Here is a 24,260-nt window from a genome sequence, read left to right as displayed (position 1 = left end):
TCGTTCCCTTCCTTTTCTTCAACTTACTCTCTTTTGCTTGATTGATCCACTTTTCTCATAAAATCATCAACCGTTTCAATAAAGGTCTCTGGACTCGGCTCAAAGAGATTATGATCGAATCCGTCAAAGACAACAATCTCGGCCTCAGGCAATTGCTCTTTATACATCTGCATCGCTTCAGCTGACAGCGGAGAATCTTTACCCGCCTGAATAATGAGGGTTGGGCAAGTTACCCGAGAAAGCTCCTCCCAAAAAGCAACGTTTACGGACTCCTTCTGCAGCGCTTCCAAAGCTTCCCGCTTCATTCTCTCCAGCAGCATTTTCCCCCTCCAAGGAGGCATCGTGGCCATGAAATCCACCCAACCGTCCCTTAAATGCGTGTGAACGGCAGGATAATCACCGATAATGAGGCCTTTTAACACGGTCGTGTTTTGCAGGGCGTAACCGAGCGTGTAGGCGACTCCTCTGGAGTAGCCTAATAAGATAAAATCGGTAAGCTGCAGCTGCTGAATTGCGGCTTGAATATCGCTAATATGATCCTCCAACGTGTATCCTCTGGAAGGCGAGTCACTCTTTCCTCTGCCGCGCAGGGTAATAACGACACAATGTCTAGGTGCGAACCGCTCCATGATCGGCAAATAATCTTCTGCGGATTCGGATAACCCAGGAATAATTACGAGAGGTATCATCTCTTTCGATCCGGCATTTGTTTCGGCAACATGAATCGTTACACCCTGATTATTTACTTTACTTTCAGTATAGGTATTGTTCATATGAATACTTCCTCCTCATTTTATCATCATTTTGGTTCAAGGTTAAAAGTGATTTTCATGTGATCAACGAAGTGCGTGAAATGGCAAAAAGGCATGAACTCCTTTAGATACATTGACGATTTGGGTGACTCGAAGGTCTACTGTTAACGAAGCATAAGCATAAGCCTCCACACGTGAAATGTTATATGTCGTCATCATCAGATCCAGCATTCCATTTAAAGCGATCCACATGGCTTCCTCCAAATCTTCATGGAACCCCATCGTCAGCCATCCGTTTTTTGTCCTCGCTCGTGGCATCGTTAACGGCATGTCATCCCTAACATGAAAGGTTAAGCTAACCTTATCCATTGGACATTCCAGTGCAGGTCCGGAAACTTCTCCGTCTCCTTGCGCTGCATGACCATCCCCCGTCGAGAAAAGCCCACCTTCTACAGGAATCGGTAAATAAAGGGTAGTTCCGGCTTGCAGTTCTTTACAATCCATATTCCCACCGTATGCCCGCGGTACAAAAGTCGTATGCTTTCCCTCGTCTTTAGGCGGCATCCCCATAATTCCCATAAAGGGGTTTAAAGGAACTCTATACTTAAAGTTACCGAACTGGCTTCTTCCCACCATCTGCTCAATATCCAGTTCGAAATCCATTGTTATTTCTTTTTCTTCTGTCATCTCCATTTTCTTATTCCAATAGCTTGGAAAGCCTCCTGCCGAAGTCCACCCCCACTTTCCAGGAACTATTTCATTGATTACAATTTCTAAGGTTTGACCCTGTTTTGCTTGCTCAATATAGATCGGCCCAACCAATGCATGACCAAACTGCTTGCATTCCCGGCTTTCTTTTCTCTCGGTGAACTTTCTTCTGGGTTCTCCCGGTGCTGAACGATTCTCCAAGCCCCACCCGGCATCCAGTGTCTGAAACACAACCGTATCTCCAGAGTCAATCTTCAGTGCAGGTTCCAAATCTTTGCTAAAAAAACCGTGAAGTGTATCTAGCTCTGGCTTTAGAAAATAAATATTTGACATAACCGCACTCCTCACATGATTTTGTAGTAGACCTGGTAAAAAATGAATGTACATTTCATTACTTTATAAAGTAATTTAAATTACCCTAATAGTCAATATTTATTTCTTTTTAGAGTAATAAATTTTACTTTTAGGAGTCTTTTGTAATTACTAAAGTTTAATCGCAACAAAAAACCTACCGGTATCTTGTATCTTACCGGTAGGTCAACACCAAATATAACAATCTTCACTTTGATTTTCATCCCACTTTCGGCCATCATGATCAGCCATTGACTTATCTCTCCGTGCAGAGTTCCAAGCTGTTCCCAAAATCCCAGCGGCGAATCAAGCTTGGCGCAACCTTGATCGCATCAGTCGGCATCTTCTTACTGAAAATTGACCCAATTCTTCCTCAGTTGTTAAAGCGTTTAAGCCTAATGGCTAACATTTATATGAAAAAGAGCCGTTTCCTTCAATCCGGAAGCGGCTCTTTTAAGTTATTTCACAGAAACCGTAACAGTCACAGTTTTGGTACCAAACGTAGCTTTAATACGTGCGGATCCTTTAGACACCGCTTCGATTTTGCCATCAGTCACTTTAGCAACAGACGTGTTGCTGCTAGACCATTTTGCACTGCCTGTTACGCTGCTTGTCTTACCGGTGTCATATTCAGCCGTTAACGATACGGTTTTGACAGCACCTGGAGCCAAGCTCAGCTTCTTCTCACTGGCAGTTAATTTTGTCAGTTTCGGCACCACATTCACTTTTACACTAACCGGAATACCTTGATACGAACCACTAACAGTTGCTGTCCCTTCTCCGACTGCTTTAACAGAAGAACGGCTTGTCGTTACTACTTTTGGATTCGATGAAACCCAATTCATTTTAGTCGACAGTGCAACGGTTTTTCCATTCGCATAGTATCCTGTTGCTTTAATAGATTTAGATTTCTTAATATTTAGTTCAACCGTTTCAGGGTCTACGATGATCTTAACAATCTCCTGTTCCACAAGTACAGGGATCTTGATACTTTGATTTAAATAAGTTCCTTTAAGAACTGTAGAGCCTTTAGTCAGTCCCTTAATCCGGCCATCCTTGATAACACCAACAGTACCCGTTACCGACCATTCAACGGATGAAGTTACATCTTCCTCATCACCGTTTTCAAGTACAGCCGTTACTTTCGGGAGATCCTCAGTTCTACCTGTAACTATCTGATATTCCTCAATGGATGGCAAAAGGATCAATACCTTCTCATTAACGATTACCTTAACCTCAGCCACTTCTTTACTGCCGATTTTCCCGGTCAAGACCGCTTCGCCTTTAGCTTGGGCTTTGATTTTGTTATCATCTACAGTTGCTACTTTCTCATCACTCGTTGTCCATTGTACGGATTTGCTGAAATCCTGTTTCTCGTCATCAAGCAATGTTCCAGTTACCTTTGGTACCGACTTGGACTCGTCTTTGAGAAGTTTAATTTCGGTTTCGTCTGTTTTGAACTCTGTAACGGTCGGCAATACCGTCACTTTGAATTCTTTAGATATTCCAAGATATGAAACTTTGATATTGGAAGTACCTGTTGCTCTCGCCGTAATTTTCCCACCATCTGCTGTTACTGCTAGCGGATTAGAGGATGTCCATGTCGCAGCGACCTCTATTGATTCCGTTGCCGCATTACGCACCATAGCCTTAATCGTTGTCTGATCATTCAGGAACATCAGTGGATTTTTAATGAAGTCCGGCTCGGTCAAGATCAAGGCTTCATATGGATTACGCACGTAAACATCGATTGAAGCGGAAGTTCCAAGATAAGTCGCGGTGATCGTCGCTTTACCTAATGCTACAGGCTCCAGCTTACCGTCGTCATTTATCTTCGCTACAGAAGAATCGGAAGATTTAAGCTTAAGCTCCTCGTTATCTGTCACCTCTGTACCCAGACCTGTTTCAGAATCTGATGTTCTAGCATAAACCTTAAGCTCTACAGGATCATCTCCAACGAGGAGCTCCTGATCCTCACCTGGAGAGATGGCAAGCTTCTCGTAAGGTGATATTACTTTCACTTTATAGGACGCGCTGAGACCTTTATATGAAGCTGTAATCGTTGCATTACCTCTACCGATCAGCTTCAACTCGCCTTTATCAACGGTAACAACACCTTCATCCGAAGATGTCCATTTAGCTTCCGAAGTAACATCATTCGTACCGTCGGTAAGTGCTTTAACTTCTATACCTTCCGTACCAAGCTTATACTCAACCTCTTTAGGTTGGTTAATCGCAAACTCTTCGGCCGCATATTTGGATATGACTTTAATCGTGGCTATCGAGCCTTTGTATTTAGCTGTAATTGTTGCCGTTCCCTTATCAAGCGGTGTAAGCAATCCACCCTCGACTTTAACTGTTTTGGTGCTGGAAGAAGTCCATGTCGCCTCGTTGGTTACATCTTTCTTGGCACTAGAACCTTCAATGGTTGCCAGGACGCGAAGCTGTCTGGTCGTTTCGGCGACCGTTAGATGAATCTCTTCCTCATTCGTGTCAAAAGCGATAGATGTCAGATCCCCGTTCGCAGCAAAAACGCTCGTGGGAAACACCATAGCCAGCATCATCACAATGACTAGAGATAACTTGGTTGTTCTCCTGTTAACGATCATTCGTTTCTCTCCTTTGTTCCTCTGTTACACAGGTATTTTCCAGTACTATACCAGTTTATCGACATTTCTCATGTTTCTTGTTACCTTTTCACTAAAAAATAGGTAGAAAGTAGTACATTATGAGTCATCACATACCGATATACATTCTATAGACACGTTGTTACGTACCATATACATACAAAGGAGAAGAATCGTACATGAAAAGAATCACCGCTTTAGTTCTGCTAGTCATGCTCACACTGGTTACGCCACTCTACGCCGCATCCTCAGCAAAAATGATGGTATATGTGGATAAGAGCAGTCAGTCCTTTATTCCTGTTGGATTGTTAAAAAGCTACGAAGGGATCAAGGTCAACTATCAGTCAGCTCAGAAAAAAATCGACATCTCCAAGGAAGATACCAACCTTACTCTCTATGTTGGCAAACGCACGGCATACGTAAATGGCAAGAAGACTGAGATAAAAGCAGCCCCTTTCCGTGATAATGGTAATACATTTGTACCACTACAATTTATTAGCCAACATTTGAATCTCAATATTACATGGAACAAAGATACTTCGTCGGTCCAAATCTCCCAAGGGGAGACTACGACCCCTTTGCCGGTTCTTTCAGGCACACTAATTCCGTCCAGCTCCAAGCCAATCGTATCCTCACGTAAATCCTTTAAGGTCGGTTCACGTACATTCAGTGCACAGACCGTTACGGTCTCTCTGCTTCACCCTAAGGTAGAACTGGATGTTGTACTTGCTGGCAATAAAATAGGCAAGGTAGAAGACTTGCGCAGTTTGGCCAAACGCAATAACGCCGTAGCAGCGATCAATGGAACGTTTTTTGACGCATACACACCAGGCTCTTTCAAAACACCTTATGGTTATATCGTCGGTGGCGGTAATCTTCTGAAAGACAGCCCTGCTGATAGACGAACCGTATTTACTTTTGACTCCAACAACCTTGCTCAGTTACTCCCTGGGTTGGATTTTAAAGAACACTTTACGTCAGGCAAATCGGCGGGTGCCGTACAAGCAGGTCCACGATTAGTCGTAAACGGTAAGGTTTCTCTTGATGTTACAAAAGAAGGGTTCCGTGATCCGAAAATCCTGACTGGTGGCGGAGCACGGAGTGCTCTGGGCATTACGAAGGATCATAAGCTAATCCTGTTAACGACCGGTGGCGCTACCATTCCACAACTCGCTGAAATCATGAAACAAGCTGGTGCCTATCAGGCTATGAATTTGGATGGCGGTGCATCCAGCGCCCTTTACTACAACGGCTCCTACCTTACGGCACCTGGACGCCAGATCAGCAATGCGATTATCGTAAAATATAAATAAACATAATGTAGACTAGATTATCAAATTAATTACAAGAAGCCGCTCGGGATGAGCGGCTTCTCTTGTGTTCAAACCGTTGGACAGATCGTTGAACGCTGTATGTGCATTGTATTGTTCTTATTTCATTGCCTGCAATTCATGTTCCAACTCTTCGATTGTAGTCTGGATGATGATTTCCAGCCCTTTTAACATCGTATCGTGAGTTAATGTCGGGAGCCCTGGCTTGTCCACCGCCATTTCAGTCGATGCTGGAAAGTGTACAAAACCTCCAAGCATCGGCAAGTTATGAATCCGGATATAGTCCAGCACAGCATACATCGTATTGTTGCAAATAAAGGTTCCAGCTGTGTTGGAGATGGAGGCCGGTATCCCTTGTTCCCGCATCCGGTCTACCAGTTTGCGGATAGGTAGTCGGCTGAACAGCCCATCAGGACTTTCCGGTTGAATCAACTCATCTTGCGGTCGGCCGCCCCGATTGTCTGGATAAGGTGAATCCGGAGCGATATCCTTAACATTCACTGCGATGCGTTCCGGAGTAATCGATGTCCGGCCGGCCGCAACTCCGCAGGCAATAACCGCATCAGGTTTGAAAGATTCCATCTCACGCAGCAGCAATTCGGCACACTCATCAAAATAAACAGGTAGCAGTATTGTTTTCAGATCTACATTTTCAAAAGGTACATTTACAATTTCCTGTATTAGTCGCTCTGTCGGATTTATGCTGCTGCCGCCAAAAGGCTCAAAGCCGGATATTAATATTTTCATAGAAGTGCCTCCTAATAGTTCTCGTTTATATGAATCAATTCTCTTGCTCACTCGCGAACAGCTTTCACAACGACTCCCTCGGCTGCAAGCCGGGAGCGAAGCTCGGATGCAAACATGGAAGCATAGGCTCCATCTCCATGAATACACACCGTATCCGCTTGAATCGGTATTCTCTTGCCTGATGTAGATAGGACCACCTTTTCCTTCACCATACGGATAACCTGTTGTACGGCTTGTTCGGAATCAGTAATCATCGCACCTGGAAGCCGTCTAGGAGTAAGAGTGCCGTCATCCTGATATGTACGGTCTGCAAACACCTCTTGAGCTGTTGACAGCCCTAGTCTCTGTCCGGCTTGAACCAACTCACTACCGGATAGTCCATACAAGATCAGGCTTGAGTCGATACCTTGAACGGCGGCAGCTATTGCATCAGCAAGAGCTCTGGAGGTAGCTGCCATATTATACAGAGCGCCGTGCGGCTTCACATGCCGCAGGACGCCTCCTTCCTGTTGAATGAATGCCTGCAAAGCTCCAATCTGATAGGTAACCATATCATAGGCTTCCTCCGGAGTAATATCCATGTTTCTTCTCCCGAAGCCCGCAAGATCCGGTAGTCCGGGATGGGCACCGAGAGATATTCCTTTACTGAGCGCTTGTTTAACGGTAGAACGCATCACGGCGGGGTCTCCGGCATGGAAACCGCAGGCAATATTAGCTGAGGTTACATGATTCATTAACTCTTCATCCATATCTATGCGGTATGCACCGAAGCTCTCTCCCATATCACAATTCAGATCCACCTGTAACATGAAACTCCTCCTTTAACCTCATGTAGATCATCTTGGACAGGAACTGGATCTTCTGGCTCCATTCAATAAATAACGTTTCAGCTTCCTGCAAGGTGATCTCGCTGAATCGTATCGAGCCACCAGGTGGCACCTGGGCCATGACCGGAATATCAATGCTCGCGACTTGCGCTATCTTTGGATATCCTCCATGGGTCTGACGGTCGGCCATCAGAATGATCGGCTGCCCGTCGGAAGGGACCTGAACGGTGCCCAGTGTCACGGCTTCAGATATGTACTCACTTACTGAACTTAAACGTAACGGCGCTCCTGACAAACGGTATCCCATGCGGTCCGATTGGGGTGTCACTTGAAAAGTCTGATCATACAGAGACTTCCTACTTTCCATATCGAAATCATCAAATTGGTTTCCGCGGATAACACGAATCGTCGGATGCTCGTGATAGGAAGGAAATAAAGTCGTTGGAACCGACCATTTTACGGAATAAAAAGGGCTGCCTTCATCAAATTCGATCGGATGTTTATTGGACCCGCCAGGTTTAACAGATATCACATCTCCGGACTTTAATGCTCTACCATGAAATCCACCAATTCCAGCGCGTAAATAGGTGCTGCGACTGCCCATCACCTCAGGGACATCGATTCCACCTGAGACAGCCAAGTATGATCTGCATCCGGTAATTGGTTTAAGAAAAGTGAGTGTACTGCCTCTTCGAACAAACACCGGCCGCCACATCGGAACACTTTCACCTTCAATTGCAGGCGAAAAATCTCCTCCAGTGATTGCAATCCATTGATCCTGCTCGAATTGAGCGGTGAAGCCCGACCAGGTCAATTCAAGCGTGGCCTCTCTTTCATCGTTTCCGACCAGCCAATTCGCTATGCGATGAGAAAAGTGATCCATAACACCCGACACGCTAACCCCGTATTTACCATATCGGGTTCTGCCTAAATCCTGAACGGTAGACAGCAACCCAGGTTTCATAACTGTTATGCTCATACGCTGCCACCTTTTATAAATTCAAACTCCGCACGGTCTATTTTCCGAAACCTTATGTATTGACCCCCTTCAAGCAGCGTCGGAGGATATCGATCCGGGAGAAACAAAGATAGTGGTGTCCGGCCGATAATCTGCCACCCGCCAGGTGTTTCGATCGGGTAAATTCCCGTCTGATTCCCCGCTATCCCGACCGATCCGGAAGGAACTTTAAGTCTTGGTGTGCTTTTTCGTGGAGCCGAGATCATTTCAGATACTCCACCGACATAAGGAAAGCCGGGAGTAAAGCCAAGAGCATATATAAGATAGTCCTGCCCGGTGTGAATATGGATCACTTCTTCCGGAGTCAACCCGTTTATAGAAGCTACAACTTCCAAATCGGGTCCGTATTCCTCTTCATAACATACCGGAATATCGACGACCACAGGGACCCAATCTTCCTGAAGCTCGATTTCGTTTAACAATTCATTCAGAAGTGAGCATACAACTTCAAAGGAAGAGCTGACTCCGTCACGCCTGGGTAGCTTGAGCAAGTCGTAGTGGATACTTACTGTTGTGAAAGAAGGAATGCATTCGATGTAACCCGGAAACGGATGGTTCTCGATGTACTGCATTGTAGCTTTGACCTGACGGTGTACTGACTCACTGAGAACATGACCTAGCTGGATAAGCACCGCCGCATCACCAAGCGGAAGCATTGCAAGAGGCTTTATCATTTCAATCAACCTCCTTTATTTATGTCTGTAGGGCTAAATGATTCCTCAAGGTACTAACTACATGATATCAAAGAAAAGGCTGTACGAAACGATGAAATTAGAAATGTTATTATATCGCTGGTCACACTCATTTTGATAAACTACAATTAGAAATTTAAACATTGTTGGCATAGAAAAAAGCCTCCTACCATCCCGAGGTGGCAGAAGGCTTCCTTGCTCTTATCAGTCGTGGAGTCATGCGACGTTTTCACTTGGCGTCATGAAAGATGATCCCAAGGCTAAAGCGTGTCCCGGAAGTAATCGTGCTGACTCCATGCCTCATCGTTGTTCTGTAATAACCTCGGGATCCTAGCACAGGTCTGTGCTGTGTCGGAAAAATAAGCCCCTCCCCCTGTTCCAGGGTGATGGCATGACCCCTGCTCTGTGCTCGGGGACGCTGCTCCATCAATAAAAATTGTCCTCCACAATAATCCTTTTCCCGCTGATTTAATGCAAATACGACCTGAAATGGGAAGAATACATCTCCGTACAAGTCCTGATGAAGACAGTTATATCCTCCTTCTTCATATTTCAGGATGAGCGGTGTTGGGCGAGTCTGTCCCTGTTCATGACATACTCCCAGAAATTTCTCCAAGTGATCCGGATAAACTTGCTTCTTTCCCATATATTCGGACCATCGGTTCGCTGTTCTGGACAACTCTGGATAGAGAGCCTCTCTTAGCTGCTGCAGTAAGTCTGGAAGAGGTGCTTGAAAATACTTGTACTCCCCTGCTCCAAACCGGTATCTGGACATATTGATTGTACTGCGATAGCGTGTCTCTTCCTCATATGCATCCATCAACTCTTGGCATTCGTTATTGCCGAATAGCGCCGGGAGTTTAGCGAACCCCTGTTCATCCAGGTGGTGCTGGATAAGGGGCCAATCCAGTCCAGTAACCCGTTCTTTAAGAAGTAGAGACATGCAGCCTGCTCCCCTCTTCTGGAATCACCAGGTCTTTCTTCTCCAACTCCAACAGCCTGGTTTTCATCTCCAGACCTCCCCGGTATCCTGTCAGTGATCCATTCTTACCAATAACCCGGTGACACGGCACGGTGATTAACAGAGGATTCGCTCCTATTGCTGTTCCAACCGCTCTTACCGAAGAAGGCTTTTGGATATGCTGTGCTATATCTGAATACGATTTCGTTAATCCGTAAGGTATTTCACTCAAAGCATTCCACACCGCAATCTGAAATGCGGTTCCCCGAAGATCAATCGGCTTGCTGAATATCTTACGCTCTCCTCTTAAATATTCGAGGAGTTCTTTAACATATGGAAGTAACATCTCATCATCTCTAATGATCGGGCTTCCCAGATAACGAGTTTGTGCCCAATCGATTAGTTCATCTATCGCTTGATTGTGGGAGCCCACAAAACAAAGTCCCTTTTCCGTAGCAGCCATATGCAGACTCCACTTTTGATCGTTTAATAATGTCCAATAGATAGGTTCTGCCGCGTCTCTTTGTTTGGTGTTCATAGTTTCTGAACCTCCCTAGAATGGTGTATTTGATGTTGGTGACGATATTCCTTAGGGGTATATCCGGTCTTCTTCTTGAACAAAGTTATGAAGTAAGGGATATTAGACATCCCAACATTCAACGATATTTCCGAGACCGATTGGTCCGTGTGTATCAGACTCTGTTTCGCTTGCTCGATCCGTTTCTGCTGCACATATTCAACAGGAGTTATCCCTGTTACTCTTTTAAAAGTTCGCTGTAAATGATAGGGACTGCCATGGCAAATATCAGCCAGGTGTTCCAGTGTGATCGTCTCAGCGTAGTTATTATCAATATACATCTCAATCTGTTCCACCCATTCCCGGTCCGGCAATCGTTCTCCCGTAGGTTTGCATCGTTTGCAAGGCCGGAAATGGGCGGACAGCGCCTGTTCCGCATTTTGAAAAATTCGGACATTTGATTTCATGGGTGCTTTTGATTTGCAGGAAGGTCTGCAAAATATTCCTGTTGTTCGTACCGCATAAAAAAACTGGTCATCATATCTAGAATCGTTGTTAATAATGGCACCCCATTGTTCATCAGACAGATACTTTCCCTCTGGATCTTCTGGAAGCTTTTGATTCATAGAGCCATTCTTACGTTCTTCATCCATGGTGCTTCACCTCCATCTCCAGTATACCCTCGCATAGGGACGTATGTACGCATTATGGAATGTAATAGCAAGATAATGAAATGTTGAGATTTCAATATATGGTACAACTAAGAAGAGAATGTCAATTCACTTTGGAGGAAAAGAATAATGACTGGACTATACGAACAAAATTCAGGGCTGCCCTTAAAACTTCCGGTGCCTCGGGAATTCAGCTTTTCTCAAAACTTAAATTACCTGACCAATGCAACTAATGAATGCATGTACCGTGTCCACGAAAATAGGATTTATAAAGCTCTGCCAATCGGACAGCATATTTATGTCATTGAAATATTTGAAGATCCCGATGTCCCCCATTCGCTTATGGTCTCCTTTATTGGAGATATTGTGCCGAAAGATACCACTGACTTTGAAGCTATCATCCGCTATGTAAGGGAATGGTTCGACCTGGATGTAGACCTTGTTCCCTTTTATGAGATGGCCGAGCAAGACGAGCTTCTTCAGACAACGGTACATTCCTTTTACGGACTCCGAAATATGGGCATTCCGGATTTATTCGAATCTATCTGCTGGGGGATTCTTGGGCAGCAAATCAATCTAACCTTTGCCTTCACACTCAAAAGACGGCTCGTAGAAACCTACGGCAGAAGTGTAACAATTGATGGCATAACGTATCATGTGTTTCCAGAACCAGATACCATCGCCGCCCTTTCGGTTGCGGATATGGAGGAACTTCGGATGACTGTTAAGAAGCGCGAGTATCTAATTGCCATAGCTCAGCTTTTTGTAGAGGGTAAGCTGTCGAAGGAAGCATTGCTCCAAATCGGAGAACATAAAAAAACCGAAAAATTGTTGGTGGGCATCCGGGGTATTGGTCCATGGACAGCCAATTATGTATTAATGCGCTGCCTGCGAATTCCTACTGCCTTTCCTATCGATGATGTCGGTTTGCATAATGCTGTAAAGCATGCTCTTGGATTAGACCTTAAGCCGTCCCGTGATGAACTTCTTAAGCTCACTGCCGGCTGGGCAAACTGGGAATCTTACTCGACATTTTATATGTGGAGATTGTTATATTGATCACGATATACCATAGAGCATGCCTAGTATTTGCATAATATTCCGCTGATTCGGGACACTAAATGATGTTGCAAGTTACAAAAGGAGGTGTCCATATGAGCAAATCGAATTCTAATGAACCAACAAAATCCGAGGTATATACCACGAAGCTGAACAGAATGCCTGCTCCGGGTGAAGGATTAGACAATACGGAATTTTCTGCTGAGGAAGCGGCAGAGGTATTTATGAACAATCCGTCTTCCGAGAAGACTTCGAAAGAGCAGCAATAACATAAGACCTCATAGCACTTCCTTTAGTCGGAAGGCCGTGAGGTCTTTCTATTATCTCCTTGATTTACATATCTTCCTACTCACTGTACATCTTACTGGCGCGTTTAACAATCATCGTATCTCTAAAACAGCTATATCATTCCATAAACTTCCACCTCACCAAAAGGGAAAAATTTAATATATTGTCACCTCCTATCGTCATACACTGTAAAACGGTCGTTTTATCACTTTACAGGATGGGAGGCTAAGCCATGCTTAAATGTCGGTTCCTCGTTTCATGCTTGATCGTTTGTATCACCTTATTTGTAAGCGGTTGCTCAGCTGATCAATCAAACTCAAAAAAGAAAACGCTTACTTTATGGTATTGGAACCGAAGTCTGGACGACGATCTGATTAAAGCGGTGGAAAAGGAGTTCCCCGGCATACGAATTCAGGCTCAAAAGATTGGCGGTGATTTCAAATCCAAGCTTAAGACCACTCTAGCCGCTGGATCTGGAGGTCCGGATATCGTTGCCTTCAACGACTGGGTAGCTGAACTGTTCACAAGCTCGGACCGGTTCTACGACTTGTATGAGCTCGGAGCCAAAGAGATTGAACAAGATTATCTCGATTGGAAATGGAACCTGGGGGTAACGCCCCAAGGTAAAATGATCGCGATGCCGATTGACACCGGACCGACTGCTCTCTTCTACCGGGCTGACCTGTTTCAGGAGGCTGGACTACCCATCGATCCTGAAGAAGTTCATCGTCAGCTTGCGACCTGGGATGATTATTTAGATGCCGGGAAGAAGCTAGATCAAGCTTTCGGGGGTAAGGTCAAACTCACAGATAATATCAATAATGTTTACAATCAGATCAATTCGCAGTCCAAACACATTTATTTCTCAGAAGACGATGCCTTTATCGGAGAGGATTCCTCCTCTTCCATGAAAACCGCATGGGACACCGCTGTGAACGCATCACGTATGGGACTGTTAGCCAACGCTGGCAGCTCATCTTCCGAATGGAACGCAGCAATGAACAACGGAAAAATCGCTTCTTTCGTGGGAGCCGTTTGGGTCAAGGAGATACTTATGCAGGCAGCACCGGATACATCGGGCAAATGGCGAGTAACCCGAGCACCCGGTGGAGATGGAAACAATGGCGGCTCATTCCTAGCTATTATGAAAACCAGTCCATATCCGGAGGAATCGTTCAAGGTGCTTCAGTGGCTACTGAATCCTGACAATCAGGCGAAATCGTATGAAAGCATTAATCTTTTCCCTTCGGCAGCTAATGCATTGGATTCACCTGCTATGCTGCGGAAGGATCCATTCTTTGGCGATCAGGCGACGGGTAAGATTTTCACGGAATCAGCACGGAACGTCAAATCCGCTTATTTCGGCGGTAAGTTTGGTAATGTAAACGGGATTGTTAACCGGGAGCTTCAATCTGTGGCGCTCGAAGGCAAAGATCCGGATCAAGCTTGGGAGGATGCGTTGAAACGCGTTAAGAAAGAACTGCTGCGTTAACCCCTTCAGTGATGAAGAGAAGGATAACAATGGAGGTTGAAACGTATGGAACCACCCCTGAATCAACAGACATCACTGCATTCCGGAAACGGGCCAACCCAGGCCAAGAACCGGAGAGGTTTTGCCGCGACACTCTGGAAACATCGCAAAGAATACCTGGCCATTTCGCCATTTTACATTTTATTCGCTATCTTCGGTCTGTTTCCAATCGCCTTCTCCATGTACCTATCATTTCAAAAATGGGACGGCATCGGCGAGATGACATTCAACGGATTGAATAACTATCAGTTCATGCTCACTGACCCCGAGTTTTGGAGAGCTGTCCGCAACACACTCGTCATCTGGATCTACTCCACCATACCCATGCTCTTTTCCGCTTTAATTATTGCCTTTCTGCTTAACGCTTCGTTTGTCAGGTTCCGCACTTTCTTTCGGATCGGTTACTTCCTACCGAATGTTACATCCCTTGTAGCTGTTGCTATCGTGTTTAGCACTCTGTTTTCGAACAATTATGGACTGCTTAATTACTTTCTAAATCTGATAGGACTGGAGTCTGTCGAGTGGTTGAATAAAACGTGGGGTATACAACTCGCCATCTCCGTCATGATCATTTGGCGCTGGGTCGGCTATAACGCCATTATCTACCTAGCAGGCCTGCAGAGCATTCCAACCGTACTTTATGAGGCAGCCAAAATTGACGGCGCTACCGGTATTCAAGCTTTTTTCAGAATTACGATTCCGAATTTAAGACCGATCATCCTCTTTACCGTAATCACCTCTACCATTGGCGGCATGCAGGTATTTACGGAACCCCAGGTGCTTGTCGGCAATGACGGCGGTGTCAGCGGCGGAGGACTAACCATCGTCCTCTATTTATACCGGGAAGCTTTTGTTAACAATTACTTCGGATATGGATCCGCTGTAGGCTGGGGAATGTTTGTACTGATTGCCCTTTTCTCGATCATCAACTGGAGAATGGTTCAAGGCAAAGGATCAAATGAATCGTAATAGGAGTGAGACAAATGATGAAAGGTAAATCACTTCTGCTGCATTTGGGGCTGTTTGCCGGGCTGATCGTATCGATTTTCCCATTCTACTGGCTTCTCGTCATGTCCACGCGAACGACAGCAGACATATACAGCTTCCCGCCCAAAATGTGGTTTGGCTCCCATCTGCTTGATAATATAACGCGGGTACTAAACAGTATCGATTTTTTCGGCGCTTTCCTAAACACATTATTCGTTGCTACGGCTTGTACACTTCTTGTCCTGTTCTTTGATTCCCTGGCCGGTTTTACATTTGCAAAATTCAACTTCCCGGGTAAACAGTGGCTGTTCATCGTTCTGCTCGCCACCATGATGGCTCCGGCACAGCTATCACTTGTCCCTTCTTTTGTTATTATGGCAACTTTCGGTTGGGTAGGTACTTTTAAAGCATTAATCATACCAGGAATGGCTAACGCCTTTGGAATTTTCTGGATTCGGCAGTATGCGTCGGAATCTGTTCCCTCCGAACTGTTGGATGCCGGCAGGATCGACGGCTGTGGTTTTTTTCGACTCTATTGGAATGTTGCTCTTCCCATCCTGAGACCCGCTCTTTCATTCTTAGCAGCCTTCACGTTTATCGGAGTATGGAATGACTACCTTTGGCCGCTTATCATCCTAAATGATGAAAGCAAATTTACGCTTCAAATTGCACTTTCTTCTTTAAACGGCATCTATACGACCGATTATGCCATGGTCATCGCCGGTACGTTAATGGCGGTCATCCCGCTAATTGTTCTGTTTCTGTTTATCAGCAAACAGTTCATTTCAGATATTGCAGCTGGAGCGATCAAAAGTTAATCCTTCACGCCAAAAGGGCGTCTCTACGGTGATATGGACGCGGAGACCCCTTTTTCTTGTCTAAATTTGATTACTAGCCATGTCCAAGCATTTGCCTTGAATATCTACAAAGTGTAATTATCTTCGATCATCCATGCTTACTGTTCAAAACATGTTAAACTATTGAAAGTACCGATTTATATGACATGGAGGAATATACATATGAGCAGTTTTGAAACGATGTTGGAAAAATACGCAGAGCTCGTTATACGAGTGGGTGTAAATGTACAGCCTGGGCAAGTTCTGCTGGTTCATTCTCCCCTAGAAACGGTGGAACTCACTCGATTGATCGTAAGCAAAGCTTATGAAGCAGGCGCGAAATATGTTCAGGTCGATTGGGAAGATGAAAAAACCACCCGGATCCGTTATGAAAAAGCGCCGGATGACTCTTTTGGCTATTATCCGAAGTGGCAGGCCGACATGATGGAGCAGCTCGCTGAAGGCGGCGGTGCCGTGCTGCATATTAAGGTACCAGATCCAGAGCTATTCCGTGGAATTGATTCGTCCAAAGTGTCCACAGCTGTAAGAGCAGCTGCCGTAGCAAGAGAGAAATACCAGACCTATGTAAGAAATAACAAGGTTACTTGGTCGTTGATCAAAGCGCCAACCCGGGCTTGGGCGAACAAAGTCTTTGCCGACCTGCCGGAGGAGCAGCGATTGGATGCCATGTGGGAAGCTGTGTTCCTGATGAATCGGGTAGGCACAGAGGATCCGGTTGCCGCTTGGCGCAAACACATTGCCGAACTGAAACAAAGACAGGAGTTTATGAATAATAAACGTTACAAAAGTTTTCATTACCGCGCTCCTGGTACGGATTTGCGTGTCGAAATGCCGGAAGGCTATCTCTGGCTTGGAGGTGGGGACTATAACGAAACCGGCATTTATTTTGTCGCCAATATGCCTACAGAAGAAATCTACACCATGCCACATCGTACAGGTGTCAATGGCACGGTAACCAGCACACTTCCACTGAACTTGAATGGCCGTCTAGTTGAAGGGATTACCCTTACGTTCAAGGACGGCAAAGTAGTTGAGTATGATGCAATATCCGGACGTGAGCATTTGACCTCGTTGCTCGATACGGATGAGGGTGCTTCCTATCTTGGAGAAATGGCGCTTGTGCCTTTTGGCTCTCCAATCTCCCGTTTAAAACGTGTGTTTTACAATACGGGTGTAGATGAGAATGCATCATGCCATTTTGCATTGGGCAGCTCCTACCCGGTTAACATCGAAGGTGGAACTAAGCTTTCCAAGGAAGAATTGCTCGCTAAAGGCGCAAATGTCAGTTTGACGCATGTCGATTTTATGATCGGCTCGGAAGAGTTAGAGATTGATGGTGAGTTGGCTGACGGTACCATCGAACCGGTATTCCGCAACGGAAAATGGGCTTAATGTCTAATTGAAGCCGCAAGTCCAATATATGTACACAACATAGCCCCTGCTGATCGCGGGGGCTATTAACGTGGGAAGTGATATGATTTTTTGGGCTGAAACCCTTAAGCCTATTTCGCAATCCATTTACGTATCCGACCATCAACAATCCTTGTACGGTCAGAATGAAAAAAGACATTTTGACTATCATCCGCTATCGAAAAAGAGTAACCAATCGGATCATCGGTATAAAAAACCATAAGATAATATTGAGGATCTCCATTTTTCATATTAGGTGAATAATTAGGGGAATCAACCCCATCATCCAGAAGCTTCATCAAATCTTTCATGTCTTTCCCAGTAAGTGTTTTGTAAGGCTTCGATTCATTGTCACGATACAGCCCAATGCTATTCACCTTGTCTTTAGGAATCTTAACGTACCACGTGGTAATAGAGCTTCTGAATTGATCCTCTATATACAATTTATAACCGTTTACCCGAGTGTCGTCAGCAACTGCAATAATCTCATCTGTTCCAAAGCCATTTACACGGAATAATTTAGTTCCAATGTCCATAAAGGCGGCATCTCCGTCTTTGGTTTTGTAACCTAAATCTGTTACGACCTCATCCACTGTAAAACTCACTTCACCAACCTCTTCAGCCACGTCATTCTCATTTTTTAGTACGATTCCCCAGTCACTTGAATACATGTTTCCATTCAGCTTTACAAAATCCACCCAATCGATAATGGTATGTGTCTGATTCTGATTAAACGGGAGGCTGGAGCATCCACTTAGAAAAATAATCATAAGCAGGCCTAAAGTTTTTATCTTCATCATCAATCCCCCTTTATCTGCTAAACGTAAGGGAATCCGATTTTGTTCCACTTCTGGTAAAATTTTTTAGCATAGCCTATTTAGGCAGCTGTCACCCGATTAAAAGGCCGTGGTACAGATTGGTTTGATACTATGCCGAAAACATTGTTCAAGCAATGCTATATCTTGTGAATGGGAAGCCTTTATTTTTCCAAATTGATATAGCTTATCCGCAGTAACCGCCCCCATAAACAGGGAAGAAAAATCTGAGATGTCCATTTCGATAACAGAATCGCCGCCAGCTTCTTGTTGTTCTTCCATTGAAATCGTTAATGACTGTTGCTCAATATGTAAGGTAAAAATGACCGGTTGCTTTGAGGAGAAGGTGTCAGTTACCTTAAAATGCAAAGTAACCGGCTCCGAGCTATACACAGCACCTGTTTGGGCAAGCTCGATTATAAACTGCTCAATATCAATGATCTTGTACATCAAGCCCACACCTGATGTATGACTTTCATGAAACACACTCGGAAGAATGCGGTCGCTGCCGTTGCGAGGATCTCCGATCCAATATTCGATTGTATCATCCTGTGTCGTCCATATAATCCGGTTGATCTGATCACTTTGCGTATGTAAAAAAGTCCCCATCTGTTGCAGCGCCTCCGGTGTCTCATATACAAACTCATGAATGACCATGTCATGCAGCAGGAAGTTATCCGAGCTAATACTGTTAAAGGTGAATGAAATGTAGCCATTTAATTTGTTATCTTCCATATATCCGATCAGCCTCTTACCCGGAGCGTTGAACAACGGATTCAGTTCATAAGGAGTTTTCAGCATCATTCCGTGTGTAGATGCGGTTTGTCGGTCGCTGCAGTCACGAATCAGATCTTGATGGGAGCGATCCAACCACACTAAGCCATGCTTCTCTGCTGCCTTTGGAAAACTATCCGGCTTGATTCGATATTGATTCATTTTTGTGCCATAGCCAAATCCCATATTTTTATAAAAATCCGGTCTGAACGGATATAGGAGCACAAGAGAAATTCCTTTTAACTTAAAATGTGAGATGAAAAACTCAATTAACTGTTTGGCTGCTTTTTCTTTCTTATGAAGGAGGTCTACGGCAACCTGCCCTACACCGCCCACTTGGATCATTCGTCCGTAAAGATTCATGGTGTATTCATGGATGCGCATCCCGGCTATCAGGCGCTTATCCCGAAACAGACCATAATATTGAACCGTAGGCATATTCTCTTGAATGTGTGTGAAACGTGTAATTTGTCGTTCTCTGAACTCCGGTCCCGGTACGGCTTTTGCAGGATATGCATTCAGAGCGATGTCCACAAACACAGGAATTTCATCGATATTTAGCTTACGAATAACCTCATTCATGACAGGCTTCCTTTCAGGTGAATTGGATAGTTTGGAAAGTGACTTCCATTACTACGATAACAAGCTAAACTTATTTACACAATATGGTCAGTTAAAATATTGAGGTTGATCGATAATGGATACGCTAGCTATTCACTTTCAAGAAAAACACAAAAGGGTACCGGATAAAATCCAGCACCCTTCTATTCATGTTATTTTTTGGGGACGGCCTATATCGAAATTGTTAATTTGCCTTTCCATTCGTACTCTCCTAGCAACCCGGATTATCTAAAGCAGTGCCTTGACCATCCTGATTATTCAAACGGTTCAGTACCAGGTAGACCGCAATGGCGTCATCCAAATATCCTATTGGAAAAACATAATCGGGAATGATATCAGCTGAAGATATAAAGTACAGTATTGCGCTACCCAGGAGCTCCCGTTCGTGGTCAGAGGTATCTTCTTCACAATATCGTATGTGCATTTTTTTTAAATGTTCGATGAAGGGCCCCTCACCGCTAACCTGTTTTATTTTCGTGTTAAATTCGCGGCTGATCATAAGACGGCCCTCTTCTGTTCGCTCATATTGGGCATACTTAATTAATTCTTGTTCAATATGTTCCGTAGTAACTTTAGGATTGAAAAGTTTGGAATACCCCAATATCTCTTTAACAGCCTCTAGTGAATGGAGAATCTCCATATCATTGCCTTTTCCCCTGCCATTTACTTCGTAACCCGCAGCTTCGAGCAGCTCATCCAATGAAATATCCAAGTGTTCAGAAAAGGTTTTTAAATGAGTAAGCTTTGGTTGCTGCTTCCCATTGACAATCCGTGAAATGGTGGCGGCATCCATGCCACAAAGAAGACCCAACTTACGCATTGAGAGCGAATGCTTTTTGAGCAGCACTTCAATCAAGTTTCCGAAACGGTTATCTTTCGACTGCTCAATGATTTCCATATAATCCCCCTCCTATTCTTATATAATGTATGAGGGAACGATGTTAAACTTTCCTCAACGTCTCGTTTCAACAGAAATAATTGTTGTTGCGTTTTTCTCAATGTACTGGCACTTTTATTTCAACAAGGCATACATTAATCCAAATTCAACTATTTGAGGTGATAATATGGTTTGGTTACTTATCCTCGGTTTTACTATTTCATCGAGTCTTGACAACCTAGGTGTAGGACTATCTTATGGAATCCGAAAAATCAAAATCCGTTTCTTTTCGAACCTGCTGATTGCTGCTGTATGCTATGTGTTCAGTTATTCAGGGATTATGTTCGGAAAATGGATTTCTACCGTACTTCCTGGCATCCTTCCTATCCTTCTGGGAACCTTTCTATTGTTAGTGATTGGTCTGCGCATCATTTTGTTGGCCGTTCCGCGTAAGACAAACGAAATGAAACAAAACAATTCGAAAACGAAAGGACTTTCCGCAATTCTGCAAAATCCCGAACTTGTGGATAAAGACAAATCAAATGATATCGGAATTATAGAAGCATTAGTTTTAGGGGTTGCCCTCTCCGCAAATGCGTTGACTAATGGGTTAAGCGCAGGAATTTACGGCTTACCCCCTATCACTCTCTCCATTATGGCAGCCGTCGGTAGCTTTACCACGGTATGGCTTGGAGTCGTATTAGGCGGTAAGTTGGCAAACGTACGCATCGGAGCTCTTTCATTAGGACAATTCGGGACACTCATCAGTGGTGTGATTCTAATCCTGATTGCGGCAAACAGCTTGCTCTAATCAGGAGTACAAACCAGCTTCGAGCAAGCGCTCCATGAATCACCTGTGTTTCTAAGCATGCCAATCTGCTCTCCTGCTGCACTTTAATCATTCATCGCCATTGTCGAAGTAGACCGATCCGTCACAGGCTCCCTAAAACCACAATTACAAACTGTCCGTACAAGGGAGCCAACATATTAAAATGTTTAGGTGAAGCGAAGGAATTTTCGGTTATCGTCACAGTCTTGTAATCCTGTTGCTGGACTATAGCTCGAAGCTTTCGTCAGCTCAAGTCATGAGCAATAGCCTAAATTTCATTAGTATACAAAAAAGGCTCGTAAATCGCTCTAAGAGCAATTTCACGAACCTGTTAATTGAAGGGTTGGTGCGGTCAAGAGGACTCGAACCTCCACGGTATTGCTACCACTGGCACCTGAAGCCAGCGCGTCTGCCAATTCCGCCATGACCGCATAATAAGATGAGCCATGAAGGACTCGAACCTTCGACACCCTGATTAAAAGTCAGGTGCTCTACCAACTGAGCTAATGGCTCTTAAAAAGAAAAAATTATTGCGAAAACGATAAGATTGGTTGCGGGGGCAGGATTTGAACCTACGACCTTCGGGTTATGAGCCCGACGAGCTACCGAACTGCTCCACCCCGCGTCATTAAAAGGTGTTATTATTACTGAGGAGAATTTAAAATCCCATTTAATGATCTTACTTAAGTAAGATCATTTTAATTCAACCATTTTTCAACAGCCGGAATTATAATATATCATAAATATCTCGAAATTGCAACTTATAAATATATTCTGGAATCCACTTACTTCTACTCGCTTCAAAATGTATTTAGTCATACGCATTCAATAAGTCATCTAAAACAAAAAAGCCCGCGATCGATATAAAATCAACAACGGGCTTAACTGGCTTGGCGACGTCCTACTCTCCCGGGACCCTTCGGTCCAAGTACCATCGGCGCTGGAAGGCTTAACGGTCGTGTTCGGGATGGGTACGCGTGGAACCCTTCCGCTATCGCCACCAAACGGAGCATTTGTTATTCAAATGCTATAAATCAGGTTTCAGCATCGCCAAATGCTGAAAGCCATATGTGCTTTCCTTAAACCACTTGGATTTAGAAAAGTCATCTTGACTCCCTGAAAACTAGATACGAAACGTTTGCGAATAGTGTTTCCGAAGTACCTCCTTCGATGCAAAGCGTAACGCTTTCGAAGTGAGTTTTCCTTCGGAAAACTTTTAGGATAAGCCCTCGACCGATTAGTATTGGTCAGCTCCATGCATTGCTGCACTTCCACCTCCAACCTATCTACCTCGTCGTCTTCAAGGGGTCTTACTAATTGGGAAATCTCATCTTGAGGGGGGCTTCACGCTTAGATGCTTTCAGCGCTTATCCCTTCCGTACGTAGCTACCCAGCCATGCTCCTGGCGGAACAACTGGTGCACCAGCGGTACGTCCATCCCGGTCCTCTCGTACTAAGGACAGCTCCTCTCAAATTTCCTACGCCCACGACAGATAGGGACCGAACTGTCTCACGACGTTCTGAACCCAGCTCGCGTACCGCTTTAATGGGCGAACAGCCCAACCCTTGGGACCTACTTCAGCCCCAGGATGCGATGAGCCGACATCGAGGTGCCAAACCTCCCCGTCGATGTGGACTCTTGGGGGAGATAAGCCTGTTATCCCCAGGGTAGCTTTTATCCGTTGAGCGATGGCCCTTCCATGCGGTACCACCGGATCACTAAGCCCGACTTTCGTCCCTGCTCGACTTGTAGGTCTCGCAGTCAAGCTCCCTTATGCCTTTGCACTCTTCGAATGATTTCCAACCATTCTGAGGGAACCTTGGGGCGCCTCCGTTACTCTTTAGGAGGCGACCGCCCCAGTCAAACTGCCCACCAGACACTGTCCCCGCACCGGTTTACGGTACTAGGTTAGAACCTAGATACGATCAGGGTGGTATCCCAACGGCGCCTCCACAGAAGCTTGCGCTCCTGTTTCTTAGGCTCCCACCTATCCTGTACAGATCGTACCCAAATCCAATATCAAGCTGCAGTAAAGCTCCATGGGGTCTTTCCGTCTTGTCGCGGGTAACCTGCATCTTCACAGGTATTAAAATTTCACCGGATCTCTCGTTGAGACAGCGCCCAAATCGTTACGCCATTCGTGCGGGTCAGAATTTACCTGACAAGGAATTTCGCTACCTTAGGACCGTTATAGTTACGGCCGCCGTTTACTGGGGCTTCGGTTCATAGCTTCGGATTGCTCCTAACCACTCCCCTTAACCTTCCAGCACCGGGCAGGCGTCAGCCCGTATACTTCGCCTTACGGCTTCGCACAGACCTGTGTTTTTGTTAAACAGTCGCTTGGGCCTTTTCACTGCGGCCCCCTCGTGCTATTCACACTACCGGGGCACCCCTTCTCCCGAAGTTACGGGGTCATTTTGCCGAGTTCCTTAACGAGAGTTCTTCCGCGCGCCTTAGAATTCTCTTCTCGCCTACCTGTGTCGGTTTGCGGTACGGGCACCTTCACCTGACTAGAGGCTTTTCTTGGCAGTGTGAGATCATGACCTTCGCTACTATAATTTTCGCTCCCCATCACAGCCCAGCCTTAATGATGTGCGGATTTGCCTACACATCAGCCTCACTGCTTGGACGGACATCCATCAGTCCGCGTCACTACCCTCCTGCGTCACCCCATCGTTCATAACGGTTTACGGTGGTACAGGAATTTCAACCTGTTGTCCTTCGATTACGCCTTTCGGCCTCACCTTAGGTCCCGACTTACCCTGAGCGGACGAACCTTCCTCAGGAAACCTTGGGCTTTCGGCGGATCAGATTCTCACTGATCTTTTCGTTACTCATACCGGCATTCTCACTTGTATGCTGTCCAGCGCTCCTTACGGTACACCTTCAACCTACATACAACGCTCCCCTACCCCTGAATCGACTTCACTCCGCCTTCGAAGTGTGTTTATCCCCTGAGTGCATTTCATCGTCAGCCTGTTTTCTGGCTTTCCGATCAAAATGTTCATT

General features: G+C 45.1%; 21 protein-coding genes, 3 tRNA genes and 2 rRNA genes (1 of these 26 running past the window's edge). 8 read left to right on the top strand and 18 right to left on the bottom strand.

From position 1 onward, the window contains the following. Positions 1-23: 23 nt before the first annotated feature. The 3 genes from AC2TF5_RS11260 to AC2TF5_RS11250 all read right to left on the bottom strand — a co-directional run bounded on the left by AC2TF5_RS11260 (position 24) and on the right by AC2TF5_RS11250 (position 4,420). Complete coding sequence (locus tag AC2TF5_RS11260) at positions 24-773, bottom strand: alpha/beta fold hydrolase (RefSeq protein ID WP_491302237.1); 750 nt, start codon at positions 771-773, stop codon at positions 24-26. Between the two features lie 63 nt (positions 774-836). Next, on the bottom strand, positions 837-1,793 hold the full coding sequence (locus tag AC2TF5_RS11255; protein ID WP_491302236.1) for an acetamidase/formamidase family protein: 957 nt from the start codon (positions 1,791-1,793) through the stop codon (positions 837-839). Between the two features lie 476 nt (positions 1,794-2,269). Then, positions 2,270-4,420 (bottom strand): hypothetical protein, encoded by a 2,151-nt coding sequence (locus AC2TF5_RS11250; RefSeq protein WP_491302235.1) that lies wholly within the window; start codon positions 4,418-4,420, stop codon positions 2,270-2,272. Positions 4,421-4,617: 197 nt separating this feature from the next. Between AC2TF5_RS11250 and AC2TF5_RS11245 the strand changes: the two genes are divergently transcribed. Further along, positions 4,618-5,751, top strand: coding sequence for a phosphodiester glycosidase family protein (locus AC2TF5_RS11245; RefSeq protein ID WP_491302234.1), 1,134 nt, complete (start codon positions 4,618-4,620; stop codon positions 5,749-5,751). Positions 5,752-5,868: 117 nt separating this feature from the next. Here the strand turns inward: AC2TF5_RS11245 and AC2TF5_RS11240 are convergent, their stop codons facing one another. The 7 genes from AC2TF5_RS11240 to AC2TF5_RS11210 form a co-directional block, all read right to left on the bottom strand. Continuing rightward, positions 5,869-6,516, bottom strand: coding sequence for a pyroglutamyl-peptidase I (locus AC2TF5_RS11240; protein ID WP_491302233.1), 648 nt, complete (start codon positions 6,514-6,516; stop codon positions 5,869-5,871). Between the two features lie 47 nt (positions 6,517-6,563). Then, positions 6,564-7,325 carry a LamB/YcsF family protein gene (locus AC2TF5_RS11235; protein ID WP_491302232.1) on the bottom strand — a complete coding sequence of 254 codons (762 nt, stop codon included), beginning with the start codon at positions 7,323-7,325 and terminating at the stop codon, positions 6,564-6,566. Then, the gene (locus AC2TF5_RS11230) at positions 7,300-8,322 is read right to left on the bottom strand and encodes a 5-oxoprolinase subunit C family protein (protein ID WP_491302231.1); all 1,023 of its coding nucleotides are present in this window, start codon (positions 8,320-8,322) and stop codon (positions 7,300-7,302) included. The genes AC2TF5_RS11235 and AC2TF5_RS11230 overlap by 26 nt, the downstream gene beginning before the upstream one ends. Then, on the bottom strand, positions 8,319-9,035 hold the full coding sequence (pxpB, locus tag AC2TF5_RS11225; protein WP_491302230.1) for a 5-oxoprolinase subunit PxpB: 717 nt from the start codon (positions 9,033-9,035) through the stop codon (positions 8,319-8,321). The genes AC2TF5_RS11230 and pxpB overlap by 4 nt, the downstream gene beginning before the upstream one ends. A 247-nt stretch (positions 9,036-9,282) precedes the next feature. After that, entirely contained in the window at positions 9,283-9,996 is a 714-nt protein-coding gene (locus AC2TF5_RS11220; protein WP_491302229.1) for a 2OG-Fe(II) oxygenase, read from the bottom strand. Continuing rightward, complete coding sequence (locus tag AC2TF5_RS11215; protein ID WP_491302228.1) at positions 9,980-10,552, bottom strand: methylated-DNA--[protein]-cysteine S-methyltransferase; 573 nt, start codon at positions 10,550-10,552, stop codon at positions 9,980-9,982. The genes AC2TF5_RS11220 and AC2TF5_RS11215 overlap by 17 nt, the downstream gene beginning before the upstream one ends. Next, positions 10,549-11,184, bottom strand: coding sequence for a bifunctional transcriptional activator/DNA repair enzyme AdaA (locus AC2TF5_RS11210; protein WP_491302227.1), 636 nt, complete (start codon positions 11,182-11,184; stop codon positions 10,549-10,551). The genes AC2TF5_RS11215 and AC2TF5_RS11210 overlap by 4 nt, the downstream gene beginning before the upstream one ends. Positions 11,185-11,331: 147 nt before the next feature. Between AC2TF5_RS11210 and AC2TF5_RS11205 the strand changes: the two genes are divergently transcribed. The 6 genes from AC2TF5_RS11205 to AC2TF5_RS11180 all read left to right on the top strand — a co-directional run bounded on the left by AC2TF5_RS11205 (position 11,332) and on the right by AC2TF5_RS11180 (position 17,316). Then, the gene (locus AC2TF5_RS11205) at positions 11,332-12,261 is read left to right on the top strand and encodes a DNA-3-methyladenine glycosylase family protein (RefSeq protein WP_491302226.1); all 930 of its coding nucleotides are present in this window, start codon (positions 11,332-11,334) and stop codon (positions 12,259-12,261) included. A gap of 95 nt (positions 12,262-12,356) precedes the next feature. Then, positions 12,357-12,530 carry a hypothetical protein gene (locus AC2TF5_RS11200; protein ID WP_491302225.1) on the top strand — a complete coding sequence of 58 codons (174 nt, stop codon included), beginning with the start codon at positions 12,357-12,359 and terminating at the stop codon, positions 12,528-12,530. A gap of 251 nt (positions 12,531-12,781) precedes the next feature. Beyond that, on the top strand, positions 12,782-14,041 hold the full coding sequence (locus AC2TF5_RS11195) for an ABC transporter substrate-binding protein (RefSeq protein WP_491302224.1): 1,260 nt from the start codon (positions 12,782-12,784) through the stop codon (positions 14,039-14,041). 45 nt (positions 14,042-14,086) lie between these two features. Next, on the top strand, positions 14,087-15,049 hold the full coding sequence (locus AC2TF5_RS11190) for a carbohydrate ABC transporter permease (protein WP_491302223.1): 963 nt from the start codon (positions 14,087-14,089) through the stop codon (positions 15,047-15,049). A gap of 14 nt (positions 15,050-15,063) precedes the next feature. Then, positions 15,064-15,885 carry a carbohydrate ABC transporter permease gene (locus AC2TF5_RS11185; protein WP_491302222.1) on the top strand — a complete coding sequence of 274 codons (822 nt, stop codon included), beginning with the start codon at positions 15,064-15,066 and terminating at the stop codon, positions 15,883-15,885. A gap of 201 nt (positions 15,886-16,086) precedes the next feature. Beyond that, positions 16,087-17,316: an aminopeptidase gene (locus tag AC2TF5_RS11180; protein ID WP_491302221.1), complete on the top strand. Its 1,230-nt coding sequence runs from the start codon at positions 16,087-16,089 to the stop codon at positions 17,314-17,316. Positions 17,317-17,426: 110 nt separating this feature from the next. On the opposite strand, the gene AC2TF5_RS11175 is transcribed toward AC2TF5_RS11180, so the two are convergent. The 3 genes from AC2TF5_RS11175 to AC2TF5_RS11165 all read right to left on the bottom strand — a co-directional run bounded on the left by AC2TF5_RS11175 (position 17,427) and on the right by AC2TF5_RS11165 (position 20,442). Continuing rightward, positions 17,427-18,134: a hypothetical protein gene (locus AC2TF5_RS11175; RefSeq protein ID WP_491302220.1), complete on the bottom strand. Its 708-nt coding sequence runs from the start codon at positions 18,132-18,134 to the stop codon at positions 17,427-17,429. A gap of 96 nt (positions 18,135-18,230) precedes the next feature. Then, positions 18,231-19,505 carry a GNAT family N-acetyltransferase gene (locus AC2TF5_RS11170; protein WP_491302219.1) on the bottom strand — a complete coding sequence of 425 codons (1,275 nt, stop codon included), beginning with the start codon at positions 19,503-19,505 and terminating at the stop codon, positions 18,231-18,233. A 250-nt stretch (positions 19,506-19,755) separates the two neighbouring features. Next, the gene (locus AC2TF5_RS11165) at positions 19,756-20,442 is read right to left on the bottom strand and encodes a helix-turn-helix domain-containing protein (protein WP_491302218.1); all 687 of its coding nucleotides are present in this window, start codon (positions 20,440-20,442) and stop codon (positions 19,756-19,758) included. Between the two features lie 166 nt (positions 20,443-20,608). Here AC2TF5_RS11165 and ytaF point away from each other — a divergent pair, with 166 nt between their 5' ends. Then, positions 20,609-21,232: a sporulation membrane protein YtaF gene (gene ytaF, locus AC2TF5_RS11160; RefSeq protein ID WP_491302217.1), complete on the top strand. Its 624-nt coding sequence runs from the start codon at positions 20,609-20,611 to the stop codon at positions 21,230-21,232. Positions 21,233-21,594: 362 nt separating this feature from the next. Here ytaF and AC2TF5_RS11155 read toward each other — a convergent pair. The 5 genes from AC2TF5_RS11155 to AC2TF5_RS11135 all read right to left on the bottom strand — a co-directional run. After that, a tRNA-Leu gene (locus AC2TF5_RS11155) sits at positions 21,595-21,681 on the bottom strand. A 9-nt stretch (positions 21,682-21,690) separates the two neighbouring features. Next, a tRNA-Lys gene (locus AC2TF5_RS11150) sits at positions 21,691-21,763 on the bottom strand. A gap of 35 nt (positions 21,764-21,798) precedes the next feature. Beyond that, a tRNA-Met gene (locus AC2TF5_RS11145) sits at positions 21,799-21,875 on the bottom strand. A 263-nt stretch (positions 21,876-22,138) separates the two neighbouring features. Beyond that, positions 22,139-22,255: ribosomal RNA gene (rrf, locus tag AC2TF5_RS11140) — 5S ribosomal RNA — on the bottom strand. Positions 22,256-22,467: 212 nt separating this feature from the next. Further along, positions 22,468-24,260 (bottom strand): 23S ribosomal RNA (locus tag AC2TF5_RS11135); it runs 1,340 nt beyond the window's last position.

It is taken from the genome of Paenibacillus sp. JNUCC 34 (assembly GCF_058269055.1).
This window is presented reverse-complemented; position numbering and strand designations above follow the sequence as displayed.